Annotated in this window: 16 protein-coding genes; 4 read left to right on the top strand and 12 right to left on the bottom strand. The window is 44.3% G+C overall.

Annotated elements, in window-relative coordinates; genetic code table 11:
- Positions 1–16: 16 nt before the first annotated feature.
- Positions 17–1,783: a lipid A export permease/ATP-binding protein MsbA gene (msbA, locus tag VPNCDNU1_RS04270; protein ID WP_104399208.1), complete on the bottom strand. Its 1,767-nt coding sequence runs from the start codon at positions 1,781–1,783 to the stop codon at positions 17–19.
- 157 nt (positions 1,784–1,940) lie between these two features.
- Between msbA and VPNCDNU1_RS04265 the strand changes: the two genes are divergently transcribed.
- The gene (locus VPNCDNU1_RS04265) at positions 1,941–3,002 is read left to right on the top strand and encodes a glycosyltransferase family 9 protein (protein ID WP_104399207.1); all 1,062 of its coding nucleotides are present in this window, start codon (positions 1,941–1,943) and stop codon (positions 3,000–3,002) included.
- 81 nt (positions 3,003–3,083) lie between these two features.
- Here the strand turns inward: VPNCDNU1_RS04265 and sucD are convergent, their stop codons facing one another.
- The 8 genes from sucD to sdhC form a co-directional block, all read right to left on the bottom strand.
- Entirely contained in the window at positions 3,084–3,956 is an 873-nt protein-coding gene (gene sucD / locus VPNCDNU1_RS04260) for a succinate--CoA ligase subunit alpha (RefSeq protein ID WP_104399206.1), read from the bottom strand.
- A complete protein-coding gene (gene sucC / locus VPNCDNU1_RS04255; RefSeq protein WP_101113523.1) occupies positions 3,956–5,122 on the bottom strand; it encodes an ADP-forming succinate--CoA ligase subunit beta in 1,167 nt (388 codons plus the stop codon). The genes sucD and sucC overlap by 1 nt, the downstream gene beginning before the upstream one ends.
- 175 nt (positions 5,123–5,297) lie before the next feature.
- Positions 5,298–6,506: a 2-oxoglutarate dehydrogenase complex dihydrolipoyllysine-residue succinyltransferase gene (gene odhB / locus VPNCDNU1_RS04250; protein ID WP_104399205.1), complete on the bottom strand. Its 1,209-nt coding sequence runs from the start codon at positions 6,504–6,506 to the stop codon at positions 5,298–5,300.
- Between the two features lie 28 nt (positions 6,507–6,534).
- Positions 6,535–9,342 (bottom strand): 2-oxoglutarate dehydrogenase E1 component, encoded by a 2,808-nt coding sequence (gene sucA, locus VPNCDNU1_RS04245; protein WP_101113521.1) that lies wholly within the window; start codon positions 9,340–9,342, stop codon positions 6,535–6,537.
- A gap of 105 nt (positions 9,343–9,447) precedes the next feature.
- Positions 9,448–10,161: a succinate dehydrogenase iron-sulfur subunit gene (locus tag VPNCDNU1_RS04240; protein ID WP_104399204.1), complete on the bottom strand. Its 714-nt coding sequence runs from the start codon at positions 10,159–10,161 to the stop codon at positions 9,448–9,450.
- A gap of 15 nt (positions 10,162–10,176) precedes the next feature.
- Positions 10,177–11,943, bottom strand: coding sequence for a succinate dehydrogenase flavoprotein subunit (gene sdhA, locus VPNCDNU1_RS04235; RefSeq protein WP_104399203.1), 1,767 nt, complete (start codon positions 11,941–11,943; stop codon positions 10,177–10,179).
- Positions 11,944–12,288, bottom strand: a complete 345-nt coding sequence (gene sdhD / locus VPNCDNU1_RS04230) for a succinate dehydrogenase, hydrophobic membrane anchor protein (protein WP_101113518.1) — start codon at positions 12,286–12,288, stop codon at positions 11,944–11,946.
- Complete coding sequence (gene sdhC, locus VPNCDNU1_RS04225; protein WP_104399202.1) at positions 12,282–12,674, bottom strand: succinate dehydrogenase cytochrome b556 subunit; 393 nt, start codon at positions 12,672–12,674, stop codon at positions 12,282–12,284. Before sdhC ends, sdhD begins: the two co-directional genes overlap by 7 nt.
- 395 nt (positions 12,675–13,069) lie before the next feature.
- On the opposite strand from sdhC, the gene VPNCDNU1_RS04220 reads away from it, so the two are divergent.
- Positions 13,070–14,359, top strand: coding sequence for a citrate synthase (locus VPNCDNU1_RS04220; protein WP_101113516.1), 1,290 nt, complete (start codon positions 13,070–13,072; stop codon positions 14,357–14,359).
- A gap of 104 nt (positions 14,360–14,463) precedes the next feature.
- Here VPNCDNU1_RS04220 and VPNCDNU1_RS04215 read toward each other — a convergent pair whose 3' ends face one another.
- On the bottom strand, positions 14,464–15,222 hold the full coding sequence (locus VPNCDNU1_RS04215; RefSeq protein WP_104399201.1) for a Nif3-like dinuclear metal center hexameric protein: 759 nt from the start codon (positions 15,220–15,222) through the stop codon (positions 14,464–14,466).
- Between the two features lie 84 nt (positions 15,223–15,306).
- Between VPNCDNU1_RS04215 and VPNCDNU1_RS04210 the strand changes: the two genes are divergently transcribed.
- Positions 15,307–16,065, top strand: coding sequence for a DUF1853 family protein (locus tag VPNCDNU1_RS04210; RefSeq protein WP_104399200.1), 759 nt, complete (start codon positions 15,307–15,309; stop codon positions 16,063–16,065).
- Between the two features lie 65 nt (positions 16,066–16,130).
- Here the strand turns inward: VPNCDNU1_RS04210 and pgm are convergent, their stop codons facing one another.
- Together pgm and seqA are read right to left on the bottom strand one after the other, a co-directional pair.
- Positions 16,131–17,777 (bottom strand): phosphoglucomutase (alpha-D-glucose-1,6-bisphosphate-dependent), encoded by a 1,647-nt coding sequence (pgm, locus tag VPNCDNU1_RS04205; RefSeq protein WP_104399199.1) that lies wholly within the window; start codon positions 17,775–17,777, stop codon positions 16,131–16,133.
- A gap of 89 nt (positions 17,778–17,866) precedes the next feature.
- On the bottom strand, positions 17,867–18,400 hold the full coding sequence (gene seqA, locus VPNCDNU1_RS04200) for a replication initiation negative regulator SeqA (RefSeq protein ID WP_104399432.1): 534 nt from the start codon (positions 18,398–18,400) through the stop codon (positions 17,867–17,869).
- A 92-nt stretch (positions 18,401–18,492) separates the two neighbouring features.
- On the opposite strand from seqA, the gene VPNCDNU1_RS04195 reads away from it, so the two are divergent.
- The gene (locus VPNCDNU1_RS04195) at positions 18,493–19,260 is read left to right on the top strand and encodes an alpha/beta fold hydrolase (protein ID WP_104399198.1); all 768 of its coding nucleotides are present in this window, start codon (positions 18,493–18,495) and stop codon (positions 19,258–19,260) included.
- Positions 19,261–19,317 lie beyond the last annotated feature (57 nt).

The following is a 19,317-nucleotide window of genomic DNA, read 5'->3' as shown; positions in this document are numbered from 1 at the left end:
TCAGCAGGAAGGCAGACTACGCCTGCGCTTCCTGTTCTTTTGATTTGAGGCTTTGATAAAGCTTTGAGTAGACAGGATCGGAGTTTAAAAGCTCTTGGTGAGTGCCTTGACCAGAAACTCTCCCTTGTTCAACGACAATAATGTTATCGGCATGCTCAATCGTGGATAGGCGATGCGCAATCACAACCAAAGTCTTTTCTTTTTGAATATTAGCCAGCGCTTCCTGAATTGCTCTTTCGGATTCAGTATCCAGAGCGGAGGTGGCTTCATCCAGTATTAGAACCTTTGACTTCTTCAGTAACGCTCTAGCTATGGCAAGGCGCTGGCGCTGCCCCCCAGAAAGGGTCACACCATTTTGACCAATTTCAGTATCGTAGCCCTCAGGCAACTGAACAATAAATTCATGGGCGTTAGCCAATTTAGCTGCATTCTCTATTTCGGAGCGCTTCGCGTTCTCTAGCGCTGGATACGCTATGTTGTTGGCTATGCTATCGCTGAACAAATGAATATCTTGAGACACAGAACTGATGTGCGTCCGTAAGTTAGAAAGTTCGTAATCTTCAACGTTAACACCATCAAGCAATACCGAGCCGGAATCAACCGAGTACAACCTTGGAAGAAGCTGAACCAAAGTACTTTTCCCCGATCCAGATCGGCCGACTATCGCCGTCATTTTGTTAGTCGGAATCTCAATGGAGATATTATCCAAGGCTTTACCCGCAGCACCTTCGTAACCAAAACTCACACCATCAAAACGGATGTTTCCTTCCGTAGAGTCTTGCGTGTGTTTTCCTGTGTTGCTTTCTGTAGGTTTATCCAATATTTCAAACAGAGATTCGCACGCTGCCATACCTCGTTGAAATTCTGAAAGCACATTGGTTAAACCTCGCAAAGGGCGAAGAAGGCTATACATCGAAGCAAACACAACGGTAAATGTACCCGCTGAAAGCTGGTCATGAATGTTGTCCATACTCGCAATGTACAACACGGCTACCAGAGCGAATGAGGCAATAGTTTGAATAACGGGGCTAGACACTTGCTGCGCCACGATCAATTTCATATTCTGTTGGCGAACTTGGTTCGTGACACCTTCAAAACGGCTAACTTCTTTTTTCTGCCCGCCAAAACTTAACACTTCTTTGTGCCCTTTCAACATTTGCTCAGAGCTCGTTGCTAAGTTTCCCATTTCATTTTGAATGTTATGGCTGACTTTTTTTAGGCGCTTAGAAATAACGCTGATTAATACCCCGATAACCGGGCAAACAATAAGAAGAACAGAAGAAAGTTGCCAACTGGTCCAGAACATCAAAGCAAGTAGACCGAAAATGGTCACAATTTCGCGAACAAGGGTAATCAAGGTGCTACTGGTCGCCCCTGCAACTTGCTCTGTATCGTAAGTAATCTTGGAAAGGAGAGTACCAGTGGATTCTTTACTGAAATACGAAACAGGCATTTTCATTAGATGATTGAAAAGCTCTCTGCGCAACTTCATAACAATGTTGCTTGAAACCCAACTAAGTAAGTAACCATAAACAAACCCGCTGCAACCACGTAAAAGTGCAGTCCCCAAAATGATAAACGGGAGTATCTGTAGATAATTGGATTCTAGGTCACCAAAGCCTTCGTCCAAGATAGGCTTAAGCAAAGAGAGCATATAGATGTCACTTAAGGCGTTAATCGCCAATGCCACTATCGCTCCGCCTATCGCCAGCTTATAAACGCTGATGTAGGGAAGTAATCGCTTAAATTGTTCGATACTTTTCTTATCTTTAATGACAGTCATAAGAGTTTCGTGAAAATTTTTGCGCTAGATTACCATTAATTCAGTCAGTGTATTGTACTTTTGTCATCAAAACTGCTGCTGGATCTGCTGAAAAATGCTTGTTAAAGTCCCTCACTTCTGTACGCGACAGTAGCTAAACGAGAATCAAAAATAATTTATGACAATACGAAATGCACTGCGTCGGTTTGACAGCTACCGTCGTGACAAAATGGGATCTTCTGAAATATTACTGTACAAGTTACTCAGTAATAACAAATCGCTGGAACCTAAGCTTTTAGATAACGAATATGTGAAGCATATCTTACTGATTCGTAACAATAAGCGTATCGGAAATATGTTTTTTATGTTGCCTTTCATTAGAGAGCTTAGAAAGCAATACCCCGATGCCAAAATAGATTTGCTGCTGCGCGAACCGTGGCAAGGGCAGTTTTTTCAAAATATGGGGCTAGGGAAATTCGATTACTCCAGCTTCTCTTTTAAGCAGATAATAAGCTGGCTGCAATGTATTTTCCGTTTAAGGAAAAATACCTATGATTTGGTTCTTGTCCCTTACTCTTCTGTCACTGATAGCATGATGTCATCAATGCTGGACGCTCGTAATAAGGTATCTGAGTACGCGAAAGACAGGCTGCCTGCTGCCCCTCACTCATCACCACTACCGATCAGACATCCCCACGCAGCTTTAGAAAGTTTGGATGTTTTAAAGAGTATGGGAATCAAGCTAGATCCTGAATACGACCATACAATGGCGTTTTCTCAACAAGAAACAGAGAATGCACAACAAATTTCTCAGCAGTTGCGAAAGGGAAAAGAACACATCACATTGGCTTACTTCCGTGGAGCACGAGGAGAAAAGCAACTTGATGAAGCCACCTGGCAAACTGTGCTCACTCAATTTGATGAAGTGACGGGCAAGCAAATCAATTGGATCGAAATATTGAGCCCTGACATCCCAGCCCCACTCAACGCTGAAACACAAACTTATCAATCAAAAGACATGCGAGTTCTTGCTGCCGTGCTCAAACAAATGGATGGGTTTATTTGTTGCGATACTGGTCCTTTGCATTTGGCGGATGCCGCTGGAGCAAATTGTATTGGGCTTTATACTCATACGTCGATAGAGCGATACGGGTTGCTAGGAAGCAACACAGTCAATGTTGATGGGTTAGATAACCTAGACGCGGCGCAAATTCTAAAGTCGCTTAAAATCCCATTTTGATGGTGCTTAGAAATCACAATTAAAAAGACATAAAAAAACCGGAGCTTCTAAGCTCCGGTTTTTTGTATTCACTGAACTTTCTTACCAGCCAGTCACTTCACGAAGTGCTTTACCGATTTCAGCCAGAGACTTAGTCGTCTTAACGCCAGCCGCTTCTAGTGCTGCAAATTTGTCTTCCGCAGTACCTTTACCGCCAGAGATGATTGCACCAGCGTGACCCATACGCTTACCAGGAGGAGCCGTAACACCTGCGATGTAAGAAACTACAGGCTTAGTTACGTTCTCTTTGATGTACGCTGCTGCTTCTTCTTCCGCTGTTCCGCCGATCTCACCGATCATAACGATAGCTTCTGTTTCTGGGTCTTCTTGGAACAACTTCAGAATATCGATGAAGTTTGAACCAGGGATTGGGTCACCACCAATACCAACACAAGTAGATTGACCAAAGCCTTCGTCAGTTGTTTGCTTAACGGCTTCGTAAGTCAATGTACCTGAACGCGATACGATACCCACTTTACCTTTCTTGTGGATGTGACCAGGCATGATACCAATCTTACACTCGTCAGGAGTAATAACGCCTGGGCAGTTAGGACCGATCATGCGAGCGCCAGTTTCTTCTAGCTTCACTTTCACATCAATCATATCCGTAGTTGGAATGCCTTCTGTGATAGTCACGATAAGCTCAATACCTGCGTCAATCGCTTCCAGAATCGCATCTTTACAGAATGGTGCTGGAACGTAGATTACTGTCGCTGTTGCGCCAGTCGCTTCTACTGCTTCACGAACAGTATTGAATACTGGTTGACCTAAGTGAGTTTGACCACCTTTACCAGGAGAAACACCACCAACCATTTGCGTACCGTAAGCGATCGCTTGCTCGGAGTGGAAAGTACCTTGACCACCAGTGAAGCCCTGACAGATTACTTTAGTGTCTTTGTTAATTAGTACAGACATTATTTCGCCTCCGCAGCAGCAACAACTTTCTGAGCAGCATCTGTTAGCGACTCAGCAGCAATGATATCAACATCAGAATTAGCAAGAACTTCGCGACCTAAGTCTGCGTTAGTACCTTCTAAACGAACAACAACAGGCACTGTTACGCCAACTTCTTTAACCGCACCGATAATACCTTCAGCAATCATGTCACAACGAACGATACCACCGAAGATGTTTACAAGTACTGCTTTAACATTGTCATCAGAAAGGATGATCTTGAATGCTTCTGCTACGCGCTCTTTTGTTGCGCCGCCACCTACATCTAGGAAGTTAGCTGGCTTACCGCCGTGTAGGTTTACGATATCCATCGTACCCATAGCAAGACCTGCACCGTTAACCATACAGCCAACGTTTCCATCTAGTGCTACGTAGTTCAGTTCCCACTGTGCAGCGTGTGCTTCACGCTCATCTTCTTGAGATGGATCGTGCATTTCGCGAAGCTTAGGCTGACGGTACATCGCGTTTGAATCGATGTTGATTTTACCGTCAAGGCATAGAAGGTTACCTTCACCTGTTACAACTAGAGGGTTAATTTCTAGAAGAGCCAAATCGTACTGAGAGAACATAGTGCCAAGACCCATGAAGATCTTAACAAATTGCTTGATTTGATCACCCGCTAGACCAAGTTTGAACGCAAGCTCACGACCTTGGTATGCTTGAGGACCAACCAATGGGTCGATTGCTGCTTTATGAATCAACTCTGGTGTTTCTTCAGCAATTTTCTCGATGTCCACGCCGCCTTCAGTAGACGCCATGAATACAATTTTACGACTAGCACGGTCAACAACGGCACCTAGGTACAGCTCGTTAGCAATGTTCGATGCTTCTTCAACTAGGATTTTTGTTACTGGCTGACCGTTAGCGTCTGTTTGGTAAGTAACAAGGTTTTTACCCAGCCACTTTTGTGCAAACTCTTTTACGCCTTCTTTTGTGTCATGCAGTTCAACGCCGCCCGCTTTACCGCGACCACCAGCGTGTACCTGGCACTTAACGACTTTCTTCGCTGTACTGATGCGGCCGGCAGCTTCAAAAGCTTCTTGAGCTGTATCACACGCGAAACCTTCTGGTACAGGCAAACCGAATTCTGCAAACAGCTGTTTGGCTTGGTATTCATGCAAATTCATTGTGTTATTCCGTTTGTTTATCCCTTAGGGGATTTATTATTTCCATAGACGCGTTATCAATTCTGATAAACGGCGCACGTATGTAGGGTTTTAGTCTTGAGCATGCGAGATTTACCCGCAATAAAGAGCCAGACGTTGAGAGCCTGGCTCAATTTTTATGCTTTTGCTTAGCGGACTATACGTCTAACAATAGACGAGCTGGATCTTCAAGCAACTCTTTAATCGTTACTAGGAAGCCAACCGACTCACGACCATCAATCAAACGGTGATCGTAAGATAGAGCCAAGTACATCATTGGAAGAATCTCAACTTTTCCATCAACCGCCATAGGACGCTCTTGGATTTTGTGCATACCAAGAATAGCAGACTGTGGTGGGTTAATGATTGGTGTAGACATTAGAGATCCAAACACGCCACCATTAGTGATGGTAAAGTTACCGCCAACCAACTCATCAACGGTCAGTTTGCCGTCACGACCTTTGATCGCCAGCTCTTTGATGCCTTTTTCGATTTCAGCAAAACCCAACGTATCACAATCTTTCAGTACAGGAGTAACAAGACCGCGAGGTGTTGAAACTGCCATGCTGATATCGAAGTAGTTGTGGTAAACAATGTCTTCGCCATCAATCGACGCATTCACTTCTGGGTAACGCTTCAACGCTTCAGTTACAGCCTTTACGTAGAAAGACATAAATCCAAGACGCGTACCGTGGCGCTCTTCAAATTGGTCTTTGTACTGCTTGCGAAGATCCATGATTGGCTTCATGTTCACTTCATTAAAGGTTGTCAGCATTGCTGTGCTGTTTTTCGCTTCAAGAAGACGCTTCGCTACTGTCTTACGAAGACGCGTCATTGGTACGCGCTTCTGAGTGCGAGCTGCTGCAGGTGCTTCAATTTCTGGTTGAGCCGCTGCGGCTGGTGCAGATTTCGCGGCAGCGAGATGCGCGTCGATGTCTTCACGTGTAATACGGCCACCAACACCCGTTCCTTTCACTTGGTTTGCATCTAGGTTGTGCTCTGCAAGTAAACGGCGAACCGCTGGGCTCAATGCATCGTTAGATTCTTCAGTCAAAGAAGCCTTGTGGCGCTTGTCTGGAGATGCTTCTTTGTCGTCTGTGCTGTCTGCTGTCGGCTCACCGGCTACGGCACCAGGTTTCAACTTAGCAAGAACTTGGCGACCCAGTACTGTTGCGCCTTCTTCTTCAAGGATAGCTTCAAGTACACCAGCTTCAGGAGCAGGTACTTCCAGTACAACTTTATCTGTTTCAATATCAACAATGACTTCGTCACGCTCGATTGCATCGCCTGGTTTCTTGTGCCACGTTGCAACCGTCGCATCAGCTACAGATTCAGGTAAGTCTGGAACCAGAATTTCAATTGTCATGTCTGTTTCGTCCTTTTTCTTCTAGTTCTTAATCTAGGGTAAGTGCGTCACTAATTAACGCTTTCTGTTGTTTCATGTGTACTGACATGTATCCAACTGCAGGTGATGCCGAAGCCGGACGACCTGCGTATTTCAAATCAGCACCAGCTGGAATCGCGGCACGGAAGTTATGTTGGCTAGAGTACCAAGCACCTTGGTTTTGAGGTTCTTCCTGACACCAAACATAATCCACTGCATTTGTGTATTGTGCGATCGCAGTTTGTACTTCTTCCAACGGGAATGGGTACAACTGTTCAATACGAACTATCGCGACATCGTCTTGTTCGTTGTTGCGACGTTGCTCTAGTAGGTCGTAGTAAACCTTGCCTGAACAAAATACAACACGCTTCACTTTAGATGCTTCCAGCGTATCTATCTCACCAATCGCCGCTTGGAACGTACCTTCCGATAAATCTTCTAATGAAGACGTACAAAGCGGATGACGTAGTAGAGACTTAGGCGACATAACAATCAGTGGACGACGCATTGGGCGCACCACTTGACGACGGATCATGTGATAAACCTGCGCAGGCGTAGAAGGCACGACGACTTGCATATTTTGTTCAGCACACAATTGCAAATAGCGCTCTAGACGTGCAGATGAGTGCTCTGGACCTTGACCTTCGTAACCGTGAGGCAGAAGCATAGTCAAACCACACAGACGAGCCCACTTTTGCTCTCCGGAAGAGATAAACTGGTCGATTACAACCTGTGCACCGTTCGCGAAGTCACCAAATTGAGCTTCCCACAACGTTAGACCACCCGGTTCTGCCGTCGCGTAACCGTATTCAAATGCCAGCACAGCTTCTTCAGATAAAACGGAGTCAAATACTTGGAAAGGCCCCTGCTTATCATGGATGTTAGCTAAAGGAACATAAGTGCTCGCATCCGTTTGGTTATGCAATACAGAATGACGGTGGAAAAAAGTACCACGCCCTGAATCTTGACCAGAAATACGGATACGTTTGCCGTCGTCAACCAGAGTTGCATACGCCAATGTTTCAGCCATACCCCAATCGAGTTGTTTCTCGCCATTAATCATCGACGTTCGATCGTTGTAAAGCTTGTTTACACGGCTATGTAGCTTGTGGCTTTCAGGGTACTGACACAAGCGTTGACCTAATTCTTTCAGGCGCTTGATATCAAAATTCGAATCCCAATCCGTATCCCAATCGTGACCAATATACGGAGACCAATCTACGGAATGCAGTGCCATTGGACGCCATTCCTTCACCACGACTTCACCGTGGTCAAGAGCATCTCGATACTCGTTCACTAGCAGCGTAGCTGTTTCAATATCAAACTCGCCACGTTCAATTAGAACGTCTGCGTACAGCTTACGAGGGGTTGGGTGCTTTTTAATTTTTTGATACATCAACGGTTGAGTTGCATTCGGCTCATCCGCTTCGTTGTGACCGTGGCGACGGTAACAAACCAAATCAATAACGACATCACATTTGAACGTATTACGGTAATCAACAGCTAAACGAGCAACAAAAGCTACTGCTTCTGGATCATCAGCGTTCACATGGAAGATCGGTGCCTGTACCATCTTGGCAATATCAGTACAGTACATAGTTGATCGAGTATCACGAGGGTTCGACGTCGTGAAACCAACTTGGTTATTCACAACAATTCGGACAGTACCACCAACACAGAAACCGCGAGCTTGAGACATATTGAACGTTTCTTGAACAACGCCCTGTCCGGCTATCGCAGAGTCACCGTGAATGGTAATAGGCAGAACACTGCTTCCATCTTTATCCCCTAGACGATCCTGACGAGCTCGGACCGAACCGATAACTACAGGGTTAACGATTTCTAGGTGAGATGGGTTAAATGCTAACGCTAGGTGTACATCGCCACCTGGTGTTGCAAAGTCAGCAGAGAAGCCTTGGTGATATTTAACGTCACCGGTACCCCAGGTGTCGTCATGTTTGCCCGCAAATTCATCGAACAAATCTTGTGGCTTTTTACCAAGCACGTTTACCAGCATATTCAAACGACCGCGGTGGGCCATGCCGACAACGACTTCACGAACACCCTGAGCACCTGCGCTACGAATGATTTCCTTAGTCATAGGAATCATTGCATCGCCGCCTTCTAAGGAGAAACGTTTCGCACCTGGGAATTTAGCACCGAGATAACGCTCTAAACCTTCTGCTGCAGTCAGCTCATGAAGGAAAGTTTTTTTCTCTTCATCAGTAAACGATGCTTGGCCAGACACAGATTCCAAACGTTGCTGAATCCAACGTTTTTGCTCTGTATTTGTCATGTGCATATATTCAGCACCGACGGAGCCACAGTAAGTTTGCTTGAGGGCTTTTTGAAGATCTCTCAAAACCATAGTTTCTTGCCCATTGGCAAAAGAACCTACGTTAAAAGTTTCGTCTAAATCTTCTTCAGTGAGGGTATGGAAAGCAGGGTTCAGTTCAGCGACTGTATCTCTTTCCCAAAGACCGAGAGGGTCGAGGTTGGCAGCTTCATGCCCGCGGAATCGGTAGGCATTGATAAGCTGTAGTACTTTTACTTGTTTAGCATCGACATCGGGATCACTAACTTGGACATTGTAATGCTTTGTTTCTTTCGCTAATCGACGGAAGTAATCACGGACGCGAGAATGCGGTTGATCGACCGCGTCGGATTGCGTAGGCAACCCTTCAAATACTCGTTTCCATTCCTCACTCACCAGATCGGGATCACTAAGATACAGTTCGTAGAGTTCTTCTACATAAGTTGCATTGGCGCCAGCCAAGTGTGAAGACTCGAGCCATGCCTTCATCACGCCGTTGTGCATATTTTCCCTTAACCAGTAGGTTTCACGTTTGCATCGGTCTTATTGCCGAGCTATTAATAAAGCCGACCCAAAGGCTTTACATAAGGGTCGGCAATTTTGAATCCATTAAACCGAACGATTCAATAACATGGTCTTAATATGACCAATCGCTTTCGTAGGATTTAATCCCTTAGGACAAACACTTACACAATTCATAATGCCATGGCAACGAAAAACGCTAAAAGCATCGTCAAGATTAGATAAACGTTCGTCTGTAGCCGTATCACGGCTATCAATTAACCAACGGTAAGCAGCAAGTAGACCTGCTGGACCGATGAATTTATCTGGGTTCCACCAAAATGATGGACATGACGTCGTACAACATGCGCACATGATACATTCATACAGACCGTCTAAATGAGCACGATCTTCCGGCACTTGTAAGTTTTCACGTGAAGGTGGCAAGTTACCATCTGAAATCAGGAACGGTTTCACTTTCGCGTAGTTGTCGTAGAACTGAGTCATATCAACAATCAAGTCTCGAACAACCGGTAGACCCGGTAACGGACGTATGATGATGGTATTTTTGCCGGTCAATGCAGATAGAGGCGTAATACAAGCCAGACCATTTTTTCCGTTCATATTTAAACCATCAGAACCACAAACGCCTTCTCGGCATGATCGTCTGAATGAAATAGTCGGGTCTTGCTCCTTCAGTAAGATAAGTGCATCAAGCACCATCATGTCTGAACCTTCTTCCACTTCAAGGACATAGTCCTTCATGTAAGGCTTTTTATCTGCATCCGGATTGTAACGATAAAGAGAGAAATTAAGTTTCATTGTATGTACCTCCCTTTAGTATGTACGTGCTTTTGGCGGAAATGCTTCACGATGAACTGGACTCATGTTCACATCGCGCTTAGTCATTGCTTCTGTTTCTGGGTTGTAGATGGAGTGGCATAGCCAGTTTTCATCATCACGGTCAGGGAAATCGAAGCGGGCGTGTGCACCACGGCTTTCAGTACGATAGTTCGCTGCTACAGCCGTGGAAAACGCAGTTTCCATTAAGTTATCCAGTTCCAAACACTCGATTCGTTCCGTATTAAACTCAGTTGATTTATCAGCCAAGTGCGCCTCTTTCAAACGCTCACGAATAACTTTTAATTCTTCTAAACCTGTTGCCATCGCATCACCTTCTCGGAATACCGAGAAGCTGTTCTGCATGCAGCTTTGAAGATCTTTACGGATTTGAGCTGGATCTTCACCGCCTTTGCTACCTTCCCAGCGCATGGTACGAGCCAAAGATTCTTCAATATCGGATTCCGTCGCTGGACGAGCTTCGGCTTGTGCCGCTAACGTTTCACCCAGATGTAGCCCAGTCGCACGACCGAACACAACTAAGTCTAGCAGTGAATTACCACCTAAGCGGTTCGCACCGTGTACGGATACAGACGCAATTTCACCACAAGCAAACAGACCTTGTATTTCTTGCTCACTGCCGTCAGCGTTTTGCTTAAGTGCTTGACCTGATACCTGTGTTGGAACCCCACCCATCATGTAGTGACAAGTCGGTATAACCGGGATTGGCTCATGAACTGGATCAACGTGTGCAAACGTACGAGAAAGCTCACAGATACCTGGAAGACGAGATTCTAGTACTTCCTTACCAAGGTGATCCATTTTAAGTTTGATGTGTGGTCCCCAAGGGCCATCACAACCACGGCCTTCACGGATTTCAATCATCATTGAACGTGCAACAACGTCACGACCAGCAAGGTCTTTCGCGTTAGGTGCGTAACGCTCCATAAAGCGCTCGCCATCTTTGTTAAGCAGGTAACCACCTTCACCACGACAGCCTTCAGTAACCAATACACCTGCACCAGCAATACCGGTTGGGTGGAACTGCCACATCTCCATGTCTTGCATTGGTACACCAGCACGAAGTGCCATACCAACGCCATCACCTGTGTTGATGTGTGCATTTGTAGTAGATGAATAGATTCGACCAGCACCACCCGTCGCCAATATTGTGGCTTTCGACTTGAAGTAACACATCTCACCGGTTTCCATACAGATCGCTGTACAGCCAAGGATTGCACCATCTTGGTTTTTCACCAGATCAAGCGCATACCATTCAGAGAAGATGGTGGTTTTGTGTTTGATGTTTTGTTGATACAGCGTATGAAGCAGTGCGTGACCTGTTCGGTCAGCCGCCGCTGCGGTACGAGCCGCTTGCTCGCCGCCAAATTCTTTCGATTGACCGCCGAATGGACGCTGATAAATACTGCCGTTTTCAAAACGAGAGAAAGGTAGCCCCATTTTCTCTAGCTCAATAACCGACTCTGGTCCGGTTTTACACATGTACTCAATAGCATCTTGGTCACCAATATAATCGGAGCCCTTTACGGTATCGTACATGTGCCATTGCCAATTATCTTTATGAGAGTTACCAAGAGCTACTGTAATACCGCCCTGAGCTGAAACGGTATGCGAACGAGTAGGAAATACTTTGGAAAGCAAAGCACATGTTAGGCCTTGCTCTGAAATTTGCAGAGCGGCACGCATGCCTGCACCGCCAGCACCGATTACAACGGCATCAAATTCACGAACTGGAATAGTCACTTACGCACCCCACAATACAAACAGACCAGAGAAGAAATAGGCGATTAAAACGGCAATAATTGCGACTTGAATTACACCACGCAAAAAGACGGGCTTGATGTAATCAGTTAAAACCTGCCACAAGCCAATCCATGCATGAACAAGCACACAAACTAATGCAAGCATAGTAAAGACTTTGGTAAACGTACCGCCAAAAAACGCGGTCCAGGACATGTAAGTAATTTCGTTGAAGGCACAAAAGCCAACAAGATAGATTGTGTATAGGGTTAAAATGATCGCACTTGCGCGGATCAATACATAATCATGAACGCCATTGCGCCCAAGCGTTGAAACATGCTTTACCATACCATCACCCCCGCCAGTAGCGACAATACTACTGTTACGGCAAAAGATACCTTAGCGCTCAACGCACCTGTATCTAACTCTTCAAAATATCCCATATCCATGAATAAGTGACGAATACCGCCTACTATATGATATGCGAGTGCAGTAAGAATTCCCCACAAGATGAACGAGACGAAAAAGCCATCAACAATGTCTGCTGCTTTAGCGAATCCTAGGGGAGAAGAGAGGGAAATGGATAGTAACCAGAGTAAAATTCCAATTGCTACAAACGTAATAACACCTGAAATTCGATGCAGGATGGATGCGATTGCAGAAATTGGAAAGTGGACTGTCTGTAAATCTAAATTAACAGGTCTAGACTTTCTTTCTTTCACGGGCTTGCTCACTCAGCTCCTTAGAGCATTTATAGTTATAAACCAAATTTTAGTAGGAAACCGACAAAAATTAACATTTAATTAACTCATTTAGCTCATATTGGGCGAGATAAATGTAAATGAATTGTTATATTTGCTTCTATTATTATAGGCCAGATTTTCCGTCTAGCCTTGAATTTATAAGGATTCCACAAAAATTTTCTGCGCCACTATACGGGCGGTAACATATTAATACAATTGACGTAACAAATAATGCTACACAGAACAGATTTTTAACTTTTTTCATATGAAAAATCAAAACGAGTGCACACAAAAGAGGAGAAAAATTGACTTTACTTTAGATACTCAGTAAAAAAACGGCACACAAAATATCCTGGATGGATTAATAATAAACAAAGGAGAATGTTATGGCAGATAAGAAAGCGACCCTTCATATTGAAGGTAAAGCGCCAATCGAGCTGCCGATTATGGAAGGTACAGTTGGACCTGAAGTAATCGATGTTCGTAAACTAGGAGCCAATGGTTACTTTACTTTTGACCCCGGTTTTCTTGCCACTGCATCTTGTGAATCCCAAATCACTTATATTGACGGTGCGAAAGGTATCCTTCTTCACAGAGGTTTCCCTATCGACCAACTTGCCAATAACGCAGATTACCTGGAAGTGTGTTACATCCTTCTGTATGGCGAAGCCCCAGATCGTAAGCAATATGAACAATTTAAAGAGACCGTAACGCGTCACACAATGGTCCATGAGCAAATCGCTAGTTTCTTCCACGGATTCCGCCGTGATGCTCACCCAATGGCTGTAATGTGTGGTGTAGTTGGAGCACTCGCTGCTTTCTACCACGACTCTCTAGACATCAACAATGATAAACACCGCGAAATCGCGGCGTACCGATTACTTTCAAAAATGCCAACTTTGGCAGCAATGTGTTACAAATACTCAATCGGTCAACCGTTTATCTACCCACGTAACGAACTAAGCTATGCAGAAAACTTCCTGCATATGATGTTTGCTAACCCATGTGAAGAGTACAATGTTAACCCTGTTGTTGCTCGCGCAATGGATAAGATCTTCACACTACACGCGGATCACGAGCAAAACGCATCAACCTCTACAGTTCGTTTATCTGGTTCGTCAGGTGCAAACCCATTTGCATGTATCGCAGCAGGTATCGCTTCTCTTTGGGGTCCTGCTCACGGTGGTGCTAATGAAGCATGTTTGCGTATGCTGGAAGAAATCGGCAGTGTCGATAACATCCCAGAATACATTGAACGTGCGAAAGACAAAGATGACCCATTCCGCCTAATGGGCTTTGGTCACCGCGTTTACAAAAACTACGACCCACGTGCAACTGTAATGCGCGAAGCATGTCACGAAGTACTTGAGGAGTTGAACATTCAAGATCCTCTACTAGACGTGGCAATGGAGCTAGAGCGTATTGCTTTGTCTGACGAGTACTTCGTTGAGAAGAAACTTTACCCTAACGTTGATTTCTACTCAGGTATCATCCTGAAAGCCATCGGCATTCCAATCTCTATGTTCACGGTTATCTTTGCGATGTCGCGTACAATTGGCTGGATTGCACATTGGAACGAAATGCACAGCGATCCTAACAACCGTATTGGTCGTCCTCGTCAGCTGTATACCGGTAAGAAATCTCGTGACTTCCAACCTCTTCACGAGAGAGAGTGATATTCAATTCTTTGATTTCTCATAGATGATTGAGTAAAAAACAAAAGGTCGAAGCACTCGCTTCGACCTTTTTGATTGTATAGACCTAATTTTGCTCGCTTACTTTAAACTGGATTATCGATATCGATAAAGGTGACATCCAATCCGTGTTCAGAAGCTAACCACTCTCCTAATGCTTTGACACCATATCTTTCTGTTGCATGATGCCCAGCAGCGAAGTAATGAATGTTTTGTTCACGAGCCGTATAGGTGGTTCTTTCCGATATTTCGCCAGAAACAAATGCGTCTAAATTATGTGCCACAGCTAATTCGATAAAGTCTTGCCCTCCCCCGGTACACCATCCAATCGTTTCGATTGTTTTAGCTTCATCATCGGGTGCGATATGCAGAGGAGTACGATTTAAGACTTGCTCTATCTTTTTGGAAAACGCTTTACCAGACATGGGAGTACGCAGATTTCCAAACATAGCAACGGACTGAGGGTGACCTTCTAAACCACCTTGAACTTCTATATCCAAAAGTTCAGCCAGACAAGCGTTGTTACCCAGTTCAGGGTGAATATCCAATGGCAAATGATACCCATACAAATTAATGTCAGACTTAATCAGGCTTCGAATACGCTTTCCTTTCATGCCTTTTATCGGCTCTGGCTCGCCTTTCCAAAAGTATCCATGGTGCACGAGTAACGCATCAGCCTTTAGTTCGATTGCCCTTTCGATCAGTGCTTGAGATGCAGTTACACCTGTCACGATACGTTTGATTTCAGGTGTGCCTTCTACCTGCATGCCATTCGGGCTGTAGTCTTTAATCAATTGAGGAGACAGCTTCTCGTTGAGAATCGATTCGAGCTGAAAATTGTTCATCTTATTCATCCATTGATTTATCTGCTTTTAGCGCGTTTATAACAATTTAAGGGTAGAATGTCGAAACGAAATGGAGAAAAATCAATGCTATCAAAACCCGAAATCGACAAACTCCTTCATTGGGTCGCATCTACCCCATCTCTGTTCAACCTTAACGCACCTGTCTGCGGAAATTCTCCATTTTCGCAAAACATACCTGTTAGCATGAACGGTTACTCTGGGAATCAACGCCTAGGTTTTGTCTACCAATATGCTTGTCGCTGTTTGTTTCAAGCAAACAGTCAATACAAATTGCTAGCAGAAGAAATTCAATTGCAACAAGATGGACGCACACTGGGCGCTATCGACTTTATTCTAGAAAACAATGACAACCAAACCATTGAGCATTGGGAAGTCGCCATTAAGTTTTACTTACTTCATAACACACTTTGGTATGGTCCCAATGCTAAGGATAGGCTGGATCTAAAACTCGACAGAATGTTGAGTCACCAACTGAAGATGTCGTCGTCCGGGGCATTTCAGACCCAGTTTCCAGAATGGAAAAGTATAAGTGAGCACCTACTCATGCAAGGTAGACTCTACACAAACCCATTTGACGATAAAGCGATCCCCAAAAGTTGCCTTGAGTATCAGATCGAACAATCTCGAATCAAGGGCTATTGGTGCTACGACAGCCAAAAGCACCTCATTACCGACAAACTTTACGTATTGGATAAAAAAGATTGGGTGACAGGCAGGAGCGAAAAATCGGTATTATTTGCAGGGGAAGTTAACAAGTTTGTACACTGCCAAGCAGAGAGTGGACAATACTGGTTTATCGTTAATAACCAATGGCCTAATTGATTTATACTTACTCCTTTAGATATAAAAAAGGTGGCTTTCGCCACCTTCTTTTGTGCCAATTAAAATTATAAGCCAGCGTTTTTAAAAACCTGGTTTACGATTTCTTGAGCTTCTTCTTCAATAGCTTTCAAGTGTTCTTCACCTTTAAAGCTTTCGCAGTAAATCTTATAAATATCTTCTGTGCCAGATGGACGAGCTGCAAACCAACCATTTTCTGTGGTCACTTTTAATCCGCCAATTGCCGCCCCATTACCAGGTGCATGAGTCAAACGCGCTGTGATTTCATCACCAGCCAATGTTTTTGCAGATACCAATTCAGGTGACAGTTTCTTAAGGATATTCTTTTGCTCAGTATTGGCAACGGCTTGAATCCGATTATATTGAGACTCACCATGTTTCGCGGCTAGCTCTTCATAATAATCTTGTGGGTTTTTACCCGTTACCGCTGTAATCTCAGCGGCAAGAAGACACAAAATAATGCCATCTTTGTCTGTCGACCAAGGCGCACCATCTTTACGTAGAAAAGAAGCTCCCGCGCTTTCTTCACCACCAAATCCGAACTCACCGGAATACAGACCATCAACAAACCATTTGAACCCAACAGGTACTTCGCATAATGTGCGACCTAGATCTGCCACAACACGGTCAATCAATGCACTGGAAACCAATGTTTTGCCTACTGCAACATCCTTGCCCCACCCTTCACGGTGACGGTACAAGTAGTCAATACATACAGCAAGGAAGTGGTTCGGGTTCATAAGCCCTTTGGGCGTCACAATACCGTGCCTGTCGTAATCGGGGTCGTTACCAAACGCTAGGTCATAATCATCCTTTAGAGCTAGCAGGCTAGACATCGCATACGGTGATGAACAATCCATGCGAATCACACCATCTTTATCAAGTGACATAAACTGGAAAGATGGATCAATGGATTCACTAACTAGGGTAAGATCTAATGCGTACTCTTTAGCAATTTGACGCCAATAATCAATCCCAGAGCCACCCAGTGGATCCACACCTATTTTAATGTTTGCACTTTGAATGGCTTTCATATCGATAACATTTACTAAGTCATCGATGTAAGGTTTGACTAAATCGACTTCTTTAAACAATTCAGATGCTTTAGCTTGAACGGAGTGATTACGTTTAACACCTTGTAAACCTTCCGCAATCAATACATTTGCTCGGTCTTCGATTGCTTGTGTCAATTCTGCTTCAGCAGGACCACCGTGAGTAGGATTGTATTTGATGCCACCGTCTTGAGGTGGGTTATGCGAAGGCGTAATGACGATACCATCTGCTTTTGCAGCATGCTTAAGGTTATGCGTCAAAATTGCGTGTGAAATACCTGGTGTAGGAGTAAAACCGTTGTTTTCCTGAACCACGACATCGACACCATTGGCGACTAGAACTTCAATAACGCTGGTAAACGCTGGTTCCGATAACGCATGCGTATCTTTCCCTAAAAATAGCGGACCTGTCGTACCATGCTCTTTACGAACTTCCGCCACTGCCTGCGCGATGGCAAGGATATGGTGTTCATTAAAAGTGGATTTATCGGAGGTGCCACGGTGACCTGAAGTGCCGAATTGAACACGGTGTTCAGAATTAGAAGGTTCAGGTTGAAGTAGAAAGTAATTAGCAACTAACGAAGGGATATTGTGTAAATCTTCTTGCAGTGCTTTTTGCCCTGCTCGAGGATGGATAGCCATTTTTAATTTCCTTATTTTTTCTTACCCACATAAGCAAAACCTCACAATTACAATTAGTGGAGTCATCATGAGGTTTTGGCTATGCGCTTTTAAATTGCGTTACACACCTTCTCAATTAAGTCGCCTTGGAAGCCCATTCGAGTCATCAATTGGTCTACCATTTGACGTTTCCGGTTTGTATTATTATTGGTAATTACCCAGAAAGGTGTATTAGGAATCTGACGTGGTTTTGTTGTTTTTCCGCTGGCAAGCAACGTGTCTTCATTATTTGCGAAATAGACTCTAGTACGACCTTTAACTTGAGTCGCTTCCGCAAAATTATGGTTGTGAATGCCGTGAAGGGTCGATAACACCAGCATAAACCGATCAATCGCTTTGTCTTTACCTGCAAATTCATCAGAAATTAATAAAGAGCGAAGCACTTTGACACCGTCTACTGCCGAGTCCTTACCTGCATCTTTACTTACAACGATTCCATTCACTGCCGGAGCCGGAGTCTCTACTGCTTTTGCTTTATCAGCCATCAACAAACGTCGAAGAATGTCAGATGCACTCTCGCCAATATGTTGGGTCTGACTTGCTATGTAACGGTATAGATCCTCATCAACCTCTATTGTTTTCATTCGCTTTTCACAATCTCTATGTTTAAACTCTGGAAGATTATAACCAGTTCTTCCGTGATACTCTACGGCAAACCCAACAAGATAAAGAGAAAATGTCATCACTTTTGAATTATAAGTTGCAGGGCGAAGGCTCAACGATTGTTCTTCTTCATGGATTGTTCGGTAACCTTGATAACCTTGGCCTACTCACTCGTGATTTGATCCAAGATCATCAGGTGCTTACAGTCGATCTTCGAAACCACGGGTTATCCTTTCATAGTGATATTCATACGTACGAAGATATGGCAAGAGATGTTGAAATACTAATCCATCATTTGGGATTAGATAACGTCACGCTGGTCGGTCATTCGATGGGCGGAAAAGTAGCAATGAAACTTGCTTCCATTCTTGGTAAACAGGTGAATCATCTTGTCGTTTTGGACATGGCACCTGTCGCTTATACGCAAAATAGGCACGATAATGTGTTCGCGGGATTACACGCTGTCGAACAACAAAAGCCCACCTCTCGCTCTGATGCCATGACGATTCTTTCTCACCATATTGAAATGGAAGGTGTTAGGCAGTTTCTTGGAAAATCACTCTACAAAGATGACACGCATTTAAGCTGGCGATTCAATGTGACGTCACTATATTCAAACTATAACAACATACTCACGTGGCATGAGTTACCTCCAGTTGAAATACCGACTCTCTTTGTTAAAGGAGGAAATTCCGACTATTTAACGGAAGAACATCAAGGGCTAGTACGCCAGCAATTTCCGCTCGCGAAAGCCCACGTTATTGCCAATACAGGTCATTGGTTACACGCAGAAAAACCAAATGATGTACTGCGAGTATTACGCCGCTTTATCTCAACATAGAAATCACTATTGCTCACTCTCAATGTTTGATTCAGCCCCCGTTGCGATGATAAATAC

This window comes from Vibrio penaeicida, from assembly GCF_002933855.1.
In the GTDB taxonomy this organism is placed as follows: domain Bacteria; phylum Pseudomonadota; class Gammaproteobacteria; order Enterobacterales; family Vibrionaceae; genus Vibrio; species Vibrio penaeicida_A.
Note: the sequence above shows the minus strand (reverse complement) of the source record. Positions and strands in the feature narration are given on the sequence as shown.